This window comes from Pseudomonas sp. GM25, from assembly GCF_000282255.1.
Lineage (GTDB): Bacteria > Pseudomonadota > Gammaproteobacteria > Pseudomonadales > Pseudomonadaceae > Aquipseudomonas > Aquipseudomonas aphyarum.
The window spans coordinates 85,024-103,356 of sequence record NZ_AKJQ01000004.1; the positions used below are offsets into that span (position 1 = coordinate 85,024).

Consider the following 18,333-nt stretch of genomic DNA (forward strand, 5'->3'; position numbering starts at 1 on the left):
GAGACTCCTATCAGGCGTTACCTGGCTCAGCGTCACCTGCTTCGGATTCGGTTGCGCTTGGCAGACGAATTGGACGAACCGGCACGACTGTAGAGATAGCGTGTTTGTAAACCATCTGGCTGACGGTGTTCTTCAGCAGGATAACGAACTGGTCGAACGACTCGATCGTGCCTTGCAGTTTGATCCCGTTCACCAGGTAGATGGAAACCCCCACTTTCTCTTTACGTAAAGTATTCAAGTAAGGGTCTTGTAGCGAATGCCCTTTTGACATGTGCCGCACTCCTTTAAGGATTCAATATAAAAAATAGGTAAACAGATGGCTTTTGCCGCCACACCCCCAAGGATAGACGGCAATTGCAAGGACTCAGCTCAATATGGAGATCGTCCCAAGGTATTTCAAGGCGCGTGGCAGATTGTCGCAATCCAGACTGTCGAGCCAGTGTAAATCTTTCCAGCTGCGCAGCCAGGTGAACTGGCGTTTGGCCAATTGGCGCGTGGCGATGATGCCCCGCTCCTGCATCTCGGCCGAAGTCAGCTTGCCATCCAGGAAGTCCCAGACCTGGCGGTAGCCTACCGCACGTATAGACGGCAACCCGGCATGCAGGTCACTTCTATTACGCAGGGCTACGACCTCGTCGATGAATCCCTGTTCCAGCATATTTGTGAATCTTTGTTTAATGCGCTCGTGCAGTACCTGCCGATTAGTTGGAGCAATCGCCAGGTTCGCGACAGTATAGGGCAATTGTTGCAGTCCCGATGCGGCCGCTTCGGTACTTTGTACAGATTGTTTCAGCCGCAGTTCAGTCATGCTCTGACCGCTGACCCGGTAAACTTCCAGCGCACGACTCAGTCGTTGCGGATCGTTCGGATGGATGCGCGCCGCCGACTCTGGATCGATTGCCGCCAGCTGATCGTGCAGGGCTTGCCAGCCAAGGCGTGCAGCCTCTTCTTCGATCTGCGCGCGAACTTCGGGATCAGCCGCTGGCATGTCCGCCAGACCGTCGATCAAAGCCTTGTAATAGAGCATCGTGCCGCCCACCAGCAGCGGAATTTTTCCACGCGCGGTGATCTCGGCCATGGCCTCCAGTGCATCGCGGCGGAAATCCGCTGCCGAATAGGCTTCGGCCGGGTCGAGTATGTCGATCAACCGGTGCGGAAACTCGGCCAGCAGTTCTTTGGACGGTTTGGCGGTGCCGATGTCCATGCCGCGATAGACCAGCGCCGAATCGACGCTGATCAGCTCGCACGGCAGCACCTTGGTCAGCTCGATGGCCAGGTCGGTCTTGCCCGCAGCGGTCGGGCCCATCAGGAAAATCGCTGGAGGAAGCTGGCTCATCAACGACCGCGCAGAAACAGTTTGTCCAGATCGTCCAGGCCCAGTTGGGTCCAGGTCGGCCGGCCATGGTTGCATTGACCGCTGCGCTCGGTGTTTTCCATGTCACGCAGCAGGCCGTTCATTTCCGGCAGGGCCAGGCGCCGGTTGGCGCGGATCGCGCCGTGGCAGGCCATGGTGCCGAGCAGTTCGTTCAGATGCGCCTGGATCCGGTCGCTGGTGCCGTATTCCATCAAGTCCGACAGCACATCGCCGACCAGACGGTTGGCTTCGGCCTGTTTGAGCAAGGCCGGGATCTGCCGGATGGCCAGGGTTTCCGGGCCAAGGCGCTGCAATTCAAAACCGAGGCGCTGGAACCAAGCTGCATGTTCTTCAGCGCAATCAGCCTCGCGCTGACTGACCGCCAGCGACTCCGGCACCAGCAGCGGCTGACCGCTCAGGCCTTCGCTGGCCATGGCGATCTTCAGACGTTCGTACATGATGCGTTCGTGAGCGGCGTGCATGTCCACCAAAACCAGGCCTTGGGCGTTCTCGGACAGAATGTAGATGCCCTTGAGCTGCGCCAGCGCGTAGCCAAGCGGCGGAATGTCTTCCTGACCGGCCGGCAGCGCATTGGCGTTCGCTTCGGGCAGCGGCGCAAAAAACTCGCGGTACGCAGCCTGCGCCTCGGCAACCGGCACGGTCGATTGCGGACGCGGCGTGTATTGATACTGATAAGCGCCGCCGGCGCTGGCACCCGACGAGGTATTGAACACCGGTTGCGCCTGCGGCTGCTCCAGCAGCGCATTGGCCGCCAGACGCATTTCGCCCTGCGGACCGAATTCACCAGCTTCAAGGCCGGTTGGCCGGACGATCGCGGTGGTGACCGATCCGGCAAGCTGATCTTCCGGCCGCACATCGCCGAGGGCACGGTGCAAGGTGCCATACAGGAAGTCATGCACCATGCGTCCGTCACGGAAACGCACTTCGTGTTTGGTCGGGTGCACGTTGACGTCGACCGCTGCCGGATCGACCTCGAAAAACAGCGCGAACGTCGGGTGCCGGCCATTGAACAGCACATCGCGATAAGCCTGACGCACCGCGTGGGCCACCAGTTTGTCGCGCACCGCACGGCCGTTGACGAAGAAATACTGCAAGTCCGCCTGACTGCGGTTGAAGGTCGGCAGACCGACCCAGCCCCACAAATGCAGGCCATTGCGTTCGATCTCGATCGGCAGCGCCTGCTCAAGGAAGCCCGAACCACAGATTGCCGCCACACGCCGGGCGCGGGCTGCATCATCATGGGCTTCGTGCAGGCTGAGGATGGTCTTGCCGTTGTGGCGCAGGTGGAAGGCCACGTCAAAACGCGCCAGCGCCAGACGCTTGATCACTTCTTGCAGGTGATCGAATTCGGTTTTTTCGGTCTTGAGGAATTTGCGTCGCGCCGGGGTGTTGAAGAACAGGTCACGGACTTCCACCGAAGTGCCGACCGGATGCGCCGCCGGCTGCACGCGGGGCGCCATGTCACGGCCTTCGGTCTCGACCTGCCAGGCCTGATCGGCATCGCGGGTGCGCGAGGTCAGGGTCAGACGTGCCACGGAGCTGATCGATGCCAAAGCCTCGCCCCGGAAACCCAGGCTCATTACCTGCTCAAGGTCTTCCAGGTTGCGGATCTTGCTGGTGGCGTGACGCGCCAGGGCCAGCGGCAGGTCATCGGCGGAAATACCGCTGCCGTCGTCACGCACACGCAGCAGTTTGACGCCGCCCTGTTCAACATCGACGTCGATACGTTTGGCGCCGGAGTCGAGGCTGTTTTCCAGCAGTTCCTTGATCACCGAGGCCGGGCGTTCGACTACCTCACCGGCGGCGATCTGGTTCGCCAGCCGCGGGCTGAGCAGTTCAATGCGGGCAGCGTTCAGGACCTGATTCATTCTTTGGACGCCAGTTCGGTGCCGGGAATGGTCAGGTGCTGACCGACTTTCAGATCATCGCTTTTCAGATTGTTGGCGCTGCGCAACGTGGCCGGCGAGATCTGATACCGCACGGCAATCATCGCCACGGTTTCACCCGGACCTACCCGGTGATCACGCGGCCCTTGAGCAATCTTGCCCGAATCACGCAGCCAGGCGATGTAAGTGCCCGGTGGCGGGTTCTGCTGGAAGAACTGGCGCACGCCGCTGCTGATCGAGCGCGCCAGCGCCTGCTGGTGGCTCGCTGCCGAGAGCTTGTTCGCTTCGTTGGCGTTGGAGATGAAGCCGGTTTCCACCAGGATCGATGGAATGTCCGGCGACTTCAGCACCATGAATCCGGCCTGTTCCACGCGCTGTTTGTGCAGCGGGGTGACCCGGCCAATGTTGGTCAGGACTTTCTGGCCGACGTTGAGGCTGGAGGTCAGCGAGGCGGTCATCGACAGGTCGAGCAGAACGCCGGCCAGCATGCGGTCCTTGTCGTCGAGGCTGACGTTGCCGGCACCGCCGATCAGGTCGGAACGGTTTTCGCTGTCGGCCAGCCAACGGGCGGTTTCCGAAGTGGCGCCACGATCGGACAGGGCAAACACCGACGCACCGAACGCGGCTGCAGATGGCGCGGCGTCGGCGTGGATCGAGACGAACAGGTCGGCGCCCTTCTTGCGGGCGATTTCGGTACGGCCACGCAACGGGATGAAGTAGTCGCCGGTACGGGTCAGTTCGGCGCGGAAGCCTTTCATGCCGTTGACCTGACGCTGCAACTCGCGGGCGATCTGCAGTACCACGTCTTTCTCGCGCTGACCGCGAGAACCGGACGCACCCGGGTCTTCGCCACCGTGGCCGGCGTCGATCACCACAATGATGTCGCGCTTGCCGGCCGGGGCCGGTGGCAGTTTGATCGCAGGCTCGGCCGGGGTGACCGGCACCGCAGGCACGGTCGCAACCGTTGGGGTCGGCGCAGGCGTCGGCGCTGGTGCGGCGTCAGCCGGGTTGTCGAACAGGTCGACGACCAGACGGTTGCCGTACTGCGCATTCGGCGCCAGCGAGAAGCTTTTCGGGGTGACGGCTTTTTTCAGGTCGATGACCACCCGCAGGTCGGTCGGCGTGCGTTGGGCCGAGCGCATGGCGGTGATCGGCGTGTTGGCGGTCTGCACATTCAGCGGCGCGCCGAGAGTGGCGCCGTTGATGTCGATCACCAGACGATCCGGCGCGGTCAGCGTAAAGACGCTGTGCTGCACCGGGCCTGTCAGGTCGAACACCAGTCGCGTGTTGTCCGGCGCCCGCCACAGGCGCACGCTGTTGACCTTCGTCTCGGCCACAGCGTTGACGGTTACTGCCATCAACATCAGTCCAGCGGCAGCCACCAACGCGCGAAAGCGCATACCTAACCCCATCATTCAATTGGTTTCCAATGCCAAAGCGGCACACCAGGCCTCGCCGCGCGAGCCCTGGGATAAAATGGTCAGCGAACGTCCGCTGTCTTGCGGGCTAATGGTAATGGTCAGGTCAGGCTTTGGCAAAAAGCCTGCACCTTTATCGGGCCATTCGATCAGGCACAGGGCGTCGTCTTCGAAATAGTCGCGGATCCCGAGAAACTCCAGCTCCTCCGGATCGACCAGACGATACAGGTCGAAGTGAAACGCCCGGACGTCACCGATCTCGTAGGGCTCGACCAGGGTGAAGGTCGGACTTTTCACCGCCCCCACGTGCCCCAGACCGCGAATGATGCCCCGCGACAGCGTGGTTTTGCCCATCCCGAGATTGCCTTCGAGAAAGATCAGACCATGGCCCTGGGTGATACGGGCGATGCGTGCGCCAAAGTCGCTCATGGCCTGTTCATCGGCCAGGTACAGGGTTACTTCAGACACGGTGCATGCTCCTCCAACAACTGACGAATGGCTGGAATCAGATCACTGGCCGCCAGCCCACGGCCGAATTTACCTTGTTGCAGACCGGCGTTGGCGTGCAGCCAGACCGCCAGACACGCGGCATCGAAACCGTCCATGCCCTGGGCCAGCAGCGCGCCGATCAGACCGGCCAATACATCGCCGAGCCCGGCAGTGGCCATGGCCGGATGGCCTTGATGACACAGCGCCAGACGACCATCGGGATGAGCAATCAGACTGCCTGCGCCTTTGAGCACCACCACCGCTGTATATTTTTTGCTCAATGCTGCTGCCGCCGCCGGACGATCGGCCTGCACCTCCGCGGTGCTGATCCCTAGCAGCCGCGCCGCCTCACCCGGATGCGGCGTGATCACGCAATCCTTGGGCAGACTGACGAAACCGGAGGCCAACAGGTTCAGCGCATCGGCATCCCACACCTGCGGCAGCGAGGCATTGGCAGCAGCCGACAGCAGCGCCCTTCCCCAACCGGCCTGACCCAGCCCCGGCCCGACCACCAGCACGGACACCTTTTCCAGCAGCCCCATCAATTGATTGGCCGAAGAAGTGCCCAGCGCCATGGCTTCCGGTACTCGGCTCAGCGCCGCCGGCACATGTTCCGGACGGGTCGCAAGCGACACCATACCGGCGCCACTGCGCAAAGCACTTTCGGTGCTCAATAGAATTGCCCCGCCAAAGCCGTGATCGCCGCCGATCAGCAGCACATGGCCGAAACGCCCCTTGTGCGCGGCCGGCGCGCGGGCCGCCAGACGCGGCAGGTTAACCGCGTTGAGCCGTTGAGCGGCGGCAGGAATGTCACTGAAGTTTTCGGCCGAGGCCTGCAGATCGTTAAACAGCAGTACGCCGACGTGATCTGCCGCCGCGCCCGTGAACAGCCCGAGTTTCAGGCCGATGAATGTCACGGTGAGGTCAGCGCGCACCGCATCACCCAGCGCATGACCGGTATCGGCGCACAATCCGGAAGGGATATCGACCGCCACCATCGGCAGTCCGCTGGCATTGATCGCCGCAATCGCAGCGGCGTAAGGCTCACGCACCTCGCCGCTCAGGCCGGTGCCGAGCAACGCGTCAACGACGATGCCGCGCAACTCGCAGGACAGATCCCACTGGGCAATCGAGACGCCGTCAGCCACGGCTTCGGCGTGCGCCACGGCGGCATCGCCCTTCAAACGCTGCGGCTCGCCGACAGCCAGCACCTGAACCTGCCAACCCGCACGGTGGGCCAGCGCCGCCACCAGATAACCATCGCCGGCGTTGTTGCCGTGCCCGGCCAGCACAGTCATTTCATTCGCGGCCGGCCATTGGCGTACCAGTGCGCGCCACGTGGCATGGGCGGCACGCTGCATCAATTCGAAGCCCGGTGTGCCCGCGGCGATCAGCCGTGCATCGAGTTCACGCACCTGCGCGGCACGGTACAGCGCGTCGGGTAATTGATCTTTAGTGTGCGGCATGCGTCTTCGGGCTCCGATGTCTGGCAGAATTATACGCACCTCAGCTCCGGTTTCTCTCGCCTCATGTCCGCCATCACCACAGATCTGCCTGCCCTCGCCCAATCCATCAAGGACTGGGGCCGCGAGCTGGGCTTCCAGCAAGTCGGCATCAGCGGTCTGGACCTGGCCGAGCACGAGCAGCACCTGCAACGCTGGCTCGAGGCCGGCTACCACGGCGAAATGGAGTATATGGGCGCCCACGGCAGCAAACGCTCGCACCCCGAGGAGCTGGTGCCGGGCACCTTGCGCGTGGTGTCGCTGCGCATGGACTACCTGCCGGGCGACACGCAAATGGCGCAATTGCTGGCCAAACCGGAAAAGGCCTACATCTCGCGCTATGCCTTGGGCCGCGATTATCACAAGTTGATCCGTAAACGCGTTCAACAACTGGCGGACAAGATTCAATCCGAGATCGGCCCGTTCGGTTTCCGCGCCTTCGTCGACAGCGCCCCGGTGCTGGAAAAGGCCATCGCCGAACAGGCCGGGCTGGGCTGGATCGGCAAAAACACCCTGGTGCTGAACCGCAAGGCCGGCAGTTACTTCTTTCTCAGCGAACTGTTCGTCGACCTGCCCCTGCCGGTGGATGAACCCCACAGCACCGAACACTGCGGACGCTGCACCGCGTGCCTCGACATCTGCCCGACCAACGCCTTCGTCGGCCCGTATGTGCTGGACGCACGACGCTGTATTTCTTACCTGACCATCGAACTGAAGAACGCCATCCCCGAAGACCTGCGACCGCTGATCGGTAACCGGGTGTTCGGCTGCGACGACTGCCAGATCTGCTGCCCGTGGAACCGCTTCGCCCGCCCGTCCGGCGAAAGCGATTTCAAGCCACGGCACAACCTGGACAACGCCGAACTGGCAGAGCTGTTCTTGTGGGATGAAGACAAATTCCTCAGCAGCACCGAGGGTTCGCCGCTGCGCCGTGCCGGTTATGAGCGCTGGCTGCGCAATCTGGCGGTGGGGCTGGGAAATGCGCCCTCAACGATTCCGGTGCTGGAAGCATTGCAGGCGCGACGGGATCATCCGTCAGAGTTGGTTAGAGAACATGTCGAATGGGCACTGCGCCAGCATCTGGATAAAAAGCCCTAAAGCTTTCCTTCACGAGCTCTCCACACCACTGTCCTCACCCTCGAATGCTGCAATTTGTGGCTGCATCTGGACTTCTCCATCAACTTGAATCAGGACTTTCCTGTCCAGGCCAGCGGCCTCCATATAGACCCTGAGTCGCTGCAGCGTAGCCTCATCCAGCGGATTGTTTCGAAAGTTAAAATTGACTTGCCGAACATCCGGCACCTCGAAGAGTTCGTCTGGCAAGTGTGCAATTTCGTTATTGCGCAGATCGGCAAATGCCAGACTTTCGCTTTCAAATAGCCCGACAGGCACCTCGTTCAGCCCTGTATCCGAGAGATAAAGACTGTCCAGGCGCCTCATGAATCTGAGATCGGGCGACAGTCCGAGCGGGTTGTTGCTCAAGTCCAACAGTGTCAGTTGTTCAATGTGGGCAAGGCCTTCAACGCTGGCTTCGCTGAGCCGTATGTCACAGTTGTCCAAGGTCAGCGTCACCAGTTCCCTCATCTGGTACACCTCAGCGGGAAACGATTTCAACGCAAAGCCGGACAGGGTGAGATACCGCACACCCGGAAAACTCGCGAGAAAGGCGCTGGCTTCCAACGGGGCAGTGCTGGTCAGACTCAACTCGCGAACATGGCTGAAATCCGCCGACAAACGAGGCAGGCTGCCAAGTACATCGAGATCGTAATCCAGCGTCGATGGAGTGTACGGATTGGCGCTGGTTGCCTTCCGGGACCAATTGTCCTGAAGCTCCTGAGCAAAACGCTCTCGGCTTGCTGTCTGCGCAGCAATTTCGGTATTTGTCAGAGGCAAACCCGTGACCGGGTGTCGGGACGGCACCTGCCCGGTCCACGCGCCAAGATCCTTCACCAGAGTGAAGTGTTGCGCTTCCAGCCGGGCCACTGCCAGCAGCGGATCACCCGTCAATCGCTCGCGGTGCATGGAAGTCCGAGCATCCTGGGCCATGGTCGGAAACAACGTTGCCAGACGCTCATCTACACTGCGCGCCAGCCCCGACGGGGCATCGCCTCGATCCAACGGGCTCCCTGATGCTATAGGGTGCCAGTACCTGCCCTCGGCGTCCGGCTCCATCAGCGGACCGGAAGCCTTGAGTTCTCTGGCGACCGTGGCGCGAAAAAGACCGCTTTCGGCATCCCGAACTACCTGGACGAAATGATCGTCGGAAACAGCTACATACTGGCGCTGCTTGAACACCCGAACGCCCTGCGCGTCGACTGCGCCGAGATTTTTTCGGGCGGGCACCCGGTAATCCGCGAAAGAAGTGGGCGAGGCAACTCCCGCTACTTCATTGATCGCGAAAAGCTCCAGGCTCGGCCTGGGATCGGTTATCTGCGCCCTCGTGACAGGATCCGGCAGAAAAAGAGACGGTAGCGGATCCGGACGATGCGGCAGGGCTGAGGGGGGAGAATCCCCGCTGGGCACCCGATGAGAACCATCGGCAGCGGAGTCATTTATTTTGCTGGAGCCAGGTTTGATCCTGGGTGATTTGTCAGCCATGAAACTCTCATCCTTGAGATTGGGTTGCACTGATAACGGAGTTCTACGCGAACCGTATCGAGCGCGCAGATCAGTCAGCCAAACCTGAATTGTCTGGCCCTCGAGAAAACCATCATACCGCTGCGCTTGCTGCGGGCTGTCGTATGTATGTCTACCGCATGAGCCTGCATGCCCAGACCGCCACCCCGCGGCGCGTTGACTGCCTGACCAGAAAATGAAAAGGCGCCTTCAGCGATTCCTGCTGGAACCGTTGAAGGCGCGACCGGATCATTCCTCAGAATATGTCCGGCAAAAGCACGAGTGAGCGTTGCTCTCCCGGCCATGGCATGCCAAGCCCATCAAGCGCCTCTCACGGTATGACCAAACGCATGCATGGTCACCGTACGGGTGTCATGGTTCGCAAAGAAAAACAGGCGCGTGGCCTGGTTAAGTCTGATTTCTGTGTAACCCGTGTCATTGAAGTAACCTGGGTCGCGGAGTTGACGCGGATTGGGAGACTTGAAAGGGACCATCTCATTGTAATAAGTCTTGCCCCCAAGCCCATTGGCAGCTTCGCTTGGAGACTTTCCTGCGTCCTTGATTGCATCCTTGAAACGGAAGAATTTATCCCTTGAAATATCATCAAGCTCTTCAAAACCGGCAATGGCGCCTCTTCCTGTTTTTTGCCCATCCACCGTCCCCCTGAAGCCTTGGGTCTTGTATGTCCATTGTCGTGCCCCCGCACTCGTTCCTGAAGTGCTTCGCCCCCCCATTCCACTCGCCATGGCTCTGGCGGCCTCGCGAGGATTATTGCTCAGCCCTGACTTGAAAGCCCCCGCCAACCTGCTGGCACCTTTGATAGCCTGACCCGCCAGCCCGGCGCCAAGGGATGCCAACCCAAGCCCCAGACTGATGTAACCCAGAATATCGCCAACCGAAGATTGCGGATCCAGTTCATGCGCCAACTCGCTGGCAATGGCCGTAACGCCCGAGGCGACTCCCAGCCCCACGGCCAGTAATGCCAATGGCGTGGCCGCCCCCAGTGTCGCGATACTTGCAATACCCCCGATAAACCCCAGCGCAATCCCGGCAATCGACTGCCAGGAAACATGCCCCGTGGGATCCACTCGGTTAACCGGATCGCCAAGGCAATACGCGTAAGCATTCAAGCCGCCTGCATCGAGCGGACTCAGGCTGTCCGGGCTGGTGAAGCGCATCAGTGTCGGGCTGTAGGCCCGGTAACCATTGCCCAGCAGATACAGACCGGTGACCTCATCCAGTTGCTCGCCGTTGAAACCCGCCTGACTGAACAGGCCTCCCTCGACAGCCCGATGCCCGTAGGGACTGTAGGCGCTGTCGAGCAATTGCTCGCCGTACGAACGAGTCAGCACGCTCTGCTGCTGATCAGCCCCGAAAAGCCGAATGCCGGCACCCGCTCCCAGTTGCTGCTGTCCCAATATCAGACGGCCGTGTCGCAGGACACTGCGTGATTCAGGACCACTGATTTCGCTGCTCACTTTGCTATGGTGATAAAAGCGCTGCACCGCCGACTTCCCGGATTGCGACAACTCACCCAGCCGATCGAGGCCGTCGTATTGGTAGCCGCGCAGGACCTCCCCATGTGCATCGATCACCTGAGTCAGGCGGCCAAAGGCGTCGTAGGCCAGAGTGCGGTTCTGATCGTCCTTGATCATTCGGCCATTGGCGTCGTATTCCAGGGTGACCGGTGCCGGATAGTCGGCATGAGAATGTTGGACCCCGACCAATCGGGCCGGGTCCTGTTCGCTGAAACTGAACGTCGTCACGTTGACGCCCAGAGGGAACGTGGTTTGCAGGGCGAGAATGTTATCCAGCGCATCGAACGTGAATGTTTGCTGGATAATTTCCTTGCCATAAGGGTCTCGCGGTCGCTGGAGCCCTTCACAGTCGTACTGGATGACTCGCCCGCGTGCGTCGTAAGAGAACCGCTCATCGCGCAACACCATGAAGCCGCGCCTGAGAACCTTCTGCGCAAGTTTGCCTGCCACGGTGTAACTGGAGGTCAGTGTTTGCGAGGGCAATCCGTTGACTTCGAAACGGCGGGTCAGCTCACGACCGATATCATCGTAAGTCAGATGCGTGAGGAGCTGATGCCGGGACAGGGTATCCCGGGTTTCGATCCGGTCGAGCAACCCAGCCTTGCCATAGAAATATCGAGTTTCTACCGGGCCTTGCCTGTGCAAGGTTTCGCGCCCCCAGGTGTCGTACTCGGTTCTGTGCCGCGTGCCCGACACGTCCACGTGTTCCAGAGGGCGCCCCGCCAGCGAGTAGGTATGGGAGGTCGTCCGGCGCTGCCCGTCAAAGCGGGTTGTTTCCGACTTCAGGCGCCCGGAAGGAAAGTATTCGAACAGATTCTCACGTCCTTGCTCGACGCAACTTTCCATTCTGCCGTTTCGTACATCGTAGGTGAAACGGGTGAGTACTCCGCTGCCTGGTAGCGCTTTGCGCTCAATCAAGGCCCCACCCGGACCCGATGAATAGACAAACCCGGTCGTTTCCCCTGCGGCGCTCGTGTGCGATGCGGGCTGAGTCTTGCCGGCCGAATAAACCGCAACCGACTTGCGCCCGCCCACCGAATGCTCTGTCAGCCGGTTCAAACCATCGAAGACCTGCTGCCCCAACAGTTTCCCGGCGACCCTGATGGCGACCGGCAATGCCTCGGTGCTATGGACGGCAAACTCGGTCTGTACCGCATGCCCGTCAGGCAAAACACTGCGAAACAGACGATCGTACGCATCGTACTCATAACTGGTCTTGTTCCCCGCCGGATCGGTTTGACTGATGGTGCGCCCCAATCCGTCGTACTCAAAGACGGTTTTGCCCAGGCTTTGCGCCTTGAGGTCGAAGACTTCAAGGCTGTCCGGCTTGCCGAAGGCATTGAAGACGGTGACGGTTTTACCGAGGCCCTGCTGCCAATGCTTGTGCTGGCGCTTCACCGGATCGAACTCGTTGTACTCGACTCGTCCGTCGGCATGGCGAGTCTCCTTGACCTGACCCCAGTTGTCGTAAAACAACTGCGACTTCACAGGGCGCGCAACATCGTCCCACCAATCGGTGCGGGTCTGCTCAGTCAGTCGTCCGACCTGATCATGGAGCGCGGCATAGAACACTCGCATTGGAAATGCACCTGCCGGATCCGGGTTGTCACAATCCGTTTCTTCAACGCCGATGACCCTCCCCAACGCGTCGTAGGTAACTTTTTGCATACCTCCCGACGGATCGGTCAGAACCACCGTGGGCGGCACGTCTACCTTGGCCGTTTCGTGACGCCATTGGTACGACGCGACATGCGCCGTGCCAGAGACAAGCGTCTTGCGGACACGACGCCCGAGCTTGTCGTATTCGAATGTAACCACACTGTCGTCGGCATCGCGCTCGGACAGCGCCAAACCGCTCAGGGTGGAAAGCGTTTGCTCGGTCGAACTCGCGGTACCGTCGAAACCCTGCAAGGTTGTCTTCAGCCTCAGGGAGAAATCGTCAGTCGCGTAGGCATAGTTGATACAAGTCGTCGTGCCGTTACGGGTGACCTTCTGCTGCTTCAGGAGGCCGTGTGTAAGCGGGTTGTCCGGCGTTTCCAGATAAGTCAGCGCAATGGTCGAACGATGGACTTCGCGATCTGCGACCCACTCGAAGAAGTTTTCCTCCACAGGCACCACACTGGCCAGCGTCCCTCCCTCGAGCATGGGGAGTAAGGCATAGCGGTAACGTGTGACGGTGGACGCACCGCCACCCGTCGCGGGGGCCACGGTTTTCTGCTTCAGGAAGCGGACAAACTCCAGCGGATCGGCCGGACAATCCGGAGTCTGGGTCGCCGGATAGTATTCAAACCGCGTTGTCACCCCGTCCATCCCAACCTGTTTGAGCAGGTTGCCGATGGCATCGTATTCAGTGACAGAGGTCTCGGAACGCTTCTCTTTTGTCGTCAGGTCCTCGTAAGTCAGGGTCTGGACTTGAGGCATCCGGAACTGCGCAGGTTGCTGAGTGAAAGGTAGCTTTACGTCACAGTAATATCGGGTTGAAACCGACGTTTGCGCATTACCGCAAGTGGTCACCTCGGAAATCAACAAATGGAACTTGTTGTAGGTTCGCTTGATACGGGTGTGGACTATGCTCCCGACAATCAGCCGCTCTTCGCTGGAGTACTGATAGCCACCCACGGCGCGGAAAAGAGGATCGCCATCGTCCTGGGGATCCGCTGCAACGCCGTGCCCAAGGTAATTATGGTCCGAGTAGGTGTAAATCTTGCTGACCTTCGGTTGCCCGTGTCTGGCGTAAATATCGTGGGCAATGACGCACGGCAGGCTTTGATCACCCTCCACGGTCGGGAAGAGATGGCCGACTTCCTTGTAGCGAATGTTCTCCACGGCACCCAGGGGCGATTCAACTCGGGTCAGATAACCGTCTGCGTACTGCAGCTTCCAGCCCCCGCCTTCCGGCAAATCGATGGCGTTGACCTGATCGTTTCTGAGCGTCAGAGCAAACTCAGCGCTGGAGGGCGTATCCGGATGCCGGGTCAGAATCACTCTTGTGTCTTTGCGGGCGATCTTGAGCAACGTTCTTTGGAAGTCGCTGATCTCGATCAGCATCGGCTGCTCATTGAACGTCCTGTACTTCAGGGAAATACTCACGCCATTGGCTGCGAATATCGTCTCGGGAACCGCGATGTTAGTCGCCCCATGGACCTTGAGCACTTCACGTCGACCATCCTTGTATCGGATCTCGTATCGTCCATCAGCAGTTTTCAGAACCTTGGCACTTTCCAGCTTCATTTCCTTGAAATGCAAGGATCCCCGCGACTCCACAGCTTTGTAGCTCTCGCCGCTGGAGAACGTCATGACTCTGCTGCGCAAGTCATAACGGGTGATCGACAAGGACCAGCCAGCGCCATAACCGGCATTGTGTGAATTCAAGGGATTGAAATTCAGCGCAAGATTGAATGAAGGGCCATTCAGATCGACGGACTGAATAGACCCAAGGGATAACGAACAGGTATAAACGCCGGTTCTGGGATCGACCCGCCGGCTACAAAATCACCAAAATTGAACGCATTCGAATGCACGGATTCCGGAGAGTGGTTACTCATAAATAACATCCTGTCATTTGTTTCAAAATCGAATCAATTACGCACAATAAAGAACCGCTTTTCCGCAATCATTTAAAACTGCGAAAAAACGGCTGCATTAACCGTAAAACAAATCGGGCGACATCAGACGTGCACGCTGCCACGCTCACCATCAACCAATACAGGAGTCGACACCGTTGTATTTTTAATCGGCAAGGTCTCGACGAAAAGAACTCAAGCAGTGACTGCACTCGCCGCGGACTTATCCCCGTTCCAGAAAGAACTCACGCTTTTCAGAGTCGGTCCGAATGGCCAACTTGTGCTCTGTTCCATATTGATCGATTACGGCAAACGGAAACACGCCATCGGCGCTGGAATCCGCCGCAGTGTACGCAAACTCGGAAAGCGCCTGCACGACGGTCAACTCGCCGTGACGATCATTGACTATCACGACATACTCTTTGGTCTTTGACGAAGAATCCAGAGCGTGATCTCGAAATGTATAATTCACAAAAGTATTGTCATTAACAGGTAGCGCCACAGTGATATCAGTCTTGTTCGGCCTTACCATGACTCCCTTCAGATAGTTGGTTTTCCACGCATGTACCCAGTTACCATAGGCAAACATGACATCATCCGTACCTTTTGAAGCAACCCAGTCCACCAGATTGATCTGCTGTCCCTGATAAACAAGTCCGAGATAGTAGTTCCAGATCCGGTTTCCCGGCTCCTCATTGCCGCGCCTGGTCGAAGTCCAGCGAAACTGGTCGACCGAATAGGTAACCGGCACCTGAGCGTCCAGAGTGACACTGCTGTCCTGAAAACCGGAAAGACCGGTTGCATTGCTTCGGATAGTCACTCCGTTCAAAAAAACGCTTGCCGCGATTTGCGTCGAGCCGCTACCCGAGGACGATACCCAGAATGTGCGCACTTGCGGATGGATACCGTTATCCGGCTCATCCTTAATCACTGGCGCTTCCAGCGTATATCGACCTTGATCGATACTGGCACTCCAGCCGTCGCGCAAGGCTCTCCCGGTGTTGTAGTGAATAAGCTCAACCGTATTCATGACTTCTTCTGGAACCAGAATGCGATCCCCGTTTTCATCATAACCTGACACCAGCACCTGAACCTTTACTTGCATACGGCCGTTGCCGTACAGCACTTTATTTCGCGTGGACGAGGAAGAATTCAACTTCACTTTCAAGTCAATACTGTCCAATCTTCCAGGACCGGCCAACTGATTTCCTGATACTTCGTTAAGCTCACTCATACTTTTACTCCTTGTGCTTGATGTCATTCCATACCTCGCAAAGCAAAAACGAAGTAAGCCATGAATAACATGCAACCCCAAACCGGCAAAAAGTTAAGTGTAAGAACCTGTAGCTAAAACCAATACAGAATCGGCAATTCTAAAAAAGCGGCCATATTAACTTCGAGATACATTCATCATAAAATGTAAATCCAAAGAAAAAAGCTCACGAAGAACGTAACGCGGCCGCCTCGGACAATCCAGATAGCAAAGAAGTCATTTGCTGGCAGACCAGCTATGGGTTCATTTGCGCAAGGTTTCAATGCTCGTCGTTATAGACGAACTTTGGCATTTCCCAATGAAAACGAATCGCCAGAAGACGCAACAGGAAGCCACCAAACAGCGTGATCAGAATCGCCTGCTCGCTCGGCACGTTCAGAAACAGACAGAGCATGTAGCACCACGCCGCAGCGAACGAGACGCTGGCGTACAGTTCGCGACGGAAGATCAACGGGATGTCGTTGCAGAAGATATCGCGCAGGATGCCGCCGAATACACCCGTGATCACGCCGCTGACCGAGGCCACCAGCATGCCGTGGCCCATTTCCAGGGCGGTCATGCAGCCGATCAGGGTAAATGCCACCAGACCGACCGCGTCGAGCACCAGAAACAGCGAACGCAGGTGACGCATCCAGCGTGCGGTGAACACGGTTATCATCGCCGCAATGGTCGTCAGCACCAGGTATTCCGGGTGTTTGACCCAGGTCAGCGGATAATGCCCGAGCAGCACATCGCGCACCGAGCCGCCGCCCAAAGCCGTGACGCAGGCGATCAGCACCACGCCGAACCAGTCCATGCCGCGACGGCCCGCAGACAGGGCGCCGGTCATGGCTTCGGCAGTAATGGCGACGAGGTAGAGCATCAGCAACATGGTGGCGATCCTGGCAGGAAGGCGCGCAGTCTACTCACTTCGCCGAGGCACCAAAAGAGGGCGCCTCGGTGTGGGTGCCGATCTCAGAACTTGATGAAATGCTTGCGGTAGTGCTGCAGCTCGGCGATGGATTCGCGGATGTCGTCCAGCGCCAGGTGAGTGCTGCCCTTCTTGAAGCTGTCACGCACGTCCGGCGCCCAGCGCGCGGCCAATTCCTTGAGCGTGGAAACGTCGAGGTTACGGTAGTGGAAGTAGCTTTCCAGCGACTTCATGTGGGTATAAAGGAAGCGGCGATCCTGACAGATGCTGTTGCCACAGATCGGCGACTTGCCCTTCGGCACCCACTTTTCGAGGAAGGCGATGGTTTCGGCTTCAGCCTCGGCCATGCTTACGCGGCTGTCGCGCACGCGCTGGGTCAGGCCCGAGTTGCCGTGAGTGCGGGTGTTCCACTCGTCCATGCGGGCGAGGACTTCGTCGCTGTGGTGAATGGCGATCACCGGGCCTTCGGCCAGGGTGTTCAGGTCACTGTCGGTGACGATGGTGGCCATTTCGATGATCACGTCGTTTTCCGGATCCAGACCGGTCATTTCGAGGTCGATCCAGATCAGATTCTGCGGGTTTTGCATATTTCGGCTCCTGAGCAATGCTGCGCAGTTTAGCCTAGGCAGCCTGCCGGGCGTGCTAAACTCGCGGCCGTTTTACCTAATCGCTGCATTCTTCAGACGGAACACCCATGGCCAAACGCCAACTCAATCGTCGTCAAAACTGGCGCATCGAAAAGATTCAGGGCGAACGCGCCGCCCGCGCCGCCAAACGCGAGTCCTCGGCTGTCGAGGCGCTCGAAGGCGGCGATCTGGGCCCGGAACAGCACGGCCTGGTGATCGCCCACTTCGGTGTGCAGGTCGAGGTCGAGGCCGTTGACGGCGAACTGGCCGGCCAGGTCTTCCGCTGCCACTTGCGCGCCAACCTGCCGGCGCTGGTGACTGGCGACCAAGTGGTCTGGCGGGCCGGCAACCAGGGCATCGGCGTGATCGTCGCGCAACTGCCGCGCACCACCGAGCTGTGCCGTCCAGACAGCCGTGGCCAGCTCAAACCGGTGGCCGCCAACGTCGACATGATCGTCATCGTGTTCGCCCCGCTGCCCGAGCCCCATGCGAACCTGATCGACCGCTATCTGGTCGCCGCCGAGCACGCCGGCATCCGCCCGTTGCTGCTGCTGAACAAATTCGACCTGATCGACGAACAGAACGCCCCGGCGCTGAATGCCCTGCTGGCGGTCTATCGCACGCTGGGTTACCCGGTGCTGGAAGTCTCGGCGCACCACGGCAACGGCATGGAGCAATTGCAGAAGCAGCTCGACGGGCGCATCAGCGTGTTCGTCGGCCAGTCCGGTGTCGGCAAGTCGTCGCTGGTCAACAGCCTGCTGCCGGAAGTCGAAACCCGCGTCGGCCCGCTGTCCGAGCTGTCGGGTCAGGGCACGCACACCACGACCACCGCACGCCTGTTCCACTTCCCCGGCGGCGGCGAACTGATCGACTCCCCGGGCATCCGTGAATTCGGCCTCGGCCACGTCAGCCGCGCCGACGTCGAAGCCGGCTTCATCGAGTTCAACGACCTGCTCGGCACCTGCCGCTTCCGCGACTGCAAACACGACCGCGAACCGGGATGCGCACTGCTCAAGGCCCTGGAAGACGGCCGCGTGCAGCAGCAGCGAATGAACAGCTACCGCTCGATCATCGCCAGCCTGCCGGAAAACGGTTACTAGGCTTTAAAATAGCCATGTCTAGTCCTGAAATAGGTTT

Annotated in this window: 13 protein-coding genes; 2 read left to right on the forward strand and 11 right to left on the reverse strand. The window is 59.3% G+C overall.

Features of this window, described 5'->3' with window-relative positions; genetic code table 11:
• Positions 1–10: 10 nt before the first annotated feature.
• The 6 genes from hfq to PMI24_RS01385 form a co-directional block, all read right to left on the reverse strand.
• A complete protein-coding gene (hfq, locus tag PMI24_RS01360; protein ID WP_007902656.1) occupies positions 11–271 on the reverse strand; it encodes an RNA chaperone Hfq in 261 nt (86 codons plus the stop codon).
• A gap of 93 nt (positions 272–364) precedes the next feature.
• The gene (miaA, locus tag PMI24_RS01365) at positions 365–1,336 is read right to left on the reverse strand and encodes a tRNA (adenosine(37)-N6)-dimethylallyltransferase MiaA (RefSeq protein WP_007950726.1); all 972 of its coding nucleotides are present in this window, start codon (positions 1,334–1,336) and stop codon (positions 365–367) included.
• Positions 1,336–3,243, reverse strand: coding sequence for a DNA mismatch repair endonuclease MutL (gene mutL, locus PMI24_RS01370; protein WP_007950727.1), 1,908 nt, complete (start codon positions 3,241–3,243; stop codon positions 1,336–1,338). Before mutL ends, miaA begins: the two co-directional genes overlap by 1 nt.
• Positions 3,240–4,625: an N-acetylmuramoyl-L-alanine amidase gene (locus PMI24_RS01375; protein ID WP_371915873.1), complete on the reverse strand. Its 1,386-nt coding sequence runs from the start codon at positions 4,623–4,625 to the stop codon at positions 3,240–3,242. Before PMI24_RS01375 ends, mutL begins: the two co-directional genes overlap by 4 nt.
• A 51-nt stretch (positions 4,626–4,676) precedes the next feature.
• Complete coding sequence (gene tsaE / locus PMI24_RS01380) at positions 4,677–5,147, reverse strand: tRNA (adenosine(37)-N6)-threonylcarbamoyltransferase complex ATPase subunit type 1 TsaE (protein WP_007950729.1); 471 nt, start codon at positions 5,145–5,147, stop codon at positions 4,677–4,679.
• Positions 5,135–6,634, reverse strand: a complete 1,500-nt coding sequence (locus PMI24_RS01385; protein WP_007950730.1) for a bifunctional ADP-dependent NAD(P)H-hydrate dehydratase/NAD(P)H-hydrate epimerase — start codon at positions 6,632–6,634, stop codon at positions 5,135–5,137. The genes tsaE and PMI24_RS01385 overlap by 13 nt, the downstream gene beginning before the upstream one ends.
• Positions 6,635–6,697: 63 nt before the next feature.
• Here PMI24_RS01385 and queG point away from each other — a divergent pair, with 63 nt between their 5' ends.
• Positions 6,698–7,768, forward strand: coding sequence for a tRNA epoxyqueuosine(34) reductase QueG (queG, locus tag PMI24_RS01390; RefSeq protein WP_007950731.1), 1,071 nt, complete (start codon positions 6,698–6,700; stop codon positions 7,766–7,768).
• A gap of 9 nt (positions 7,769–7,777) precedes the next feature.
• Here queG and PMI24_RS01395 read toward each other — a convergent pair whose 3' ends face one another.
• The 5 genes from PMI24_RS01395 to orn all read right to left on the reverse strand — a co-directional run bounded on the left by PMI24_RS01395 (position 7,778) and on the right by orn (position 17,157).
• Complete coding sequence (locus PMI24_RS01395; RefSeq protein ID WP_045121625.1) at positions 7,778–9,268, reverse strand: leucine-rich repeat domain-containing protein; 1,491 nt, start codon at positions 9,266–9,268, stop codon at positions 7,778–7,780.
• Positions 9,269–9,606: 338 nt separating this feature from the next.
• Positions 9,607–14,157 (reverse strand): RHS repeat domain-containing protein, encoded by a 4,551-nt coding sequence (locus tag PMI24_RS01400; protein WP_238553803.1) that lies wholly within the window; start codon positions 14,155–14,157, stop codon positions 9,607–9,609.
• Between the two features lie 453 nt (positions 14,158–14,610).
• The gene (locus tag PMI24_RS01405) at positions 14,611–15,621 is read right to left on the reverse strand and encodes a hypothetical protein (RefSeq protein ID WP_007950736.1); all 1,011 of its coding nucleotides are present in this window, start codon (positions 15,619–15,621) and stop codon (positions 14,611–14,613) included.
• 298 nt (positions 15,622–15,919) lie between these two features.
• Complete coding sequence (locus PMI24_RS01410) at positions 15,920–16,531, reverse strand: trimeric intracellular cation channel family protein (protein WP_007950737.1); 612 nt, start codon at positions 16,529–16,531, stop codon at positions 15,920–15,922.
• 83 nt (positions 16,532–16,614) lie between these two features.
• The gene (orn, locus tag PMI24_RS01415; RefSeq protein ID WP_007950739.1) at positions 16,615–17,157 is read right to left on the reverse strand and encodes an oligoribonuclease; all 543 of its coding nucleotides are present in this window, start codon (positions 17,155–17,157) and stop codon (positions 16,615–16,617) included.
• 107 nt (positions 17,158–17,264) lie between these two features.
• Here orn and rsgA point away from each other — a divergent pair, with 107 nt between their 5' ends.
• Entirely contained in the window at positions 17,265–18,296 is a 1,032-nt protein-coding gene (gene rsgA, locus PMI24_RS01420; protein ID WP_007950741.1) for a small ribosomal subunit biogenesis GTPase RsgA, read from the forward strand.
• The last annotated feature ends 37 nt before the right edge of the window (positions 18,297–18,333 follow it).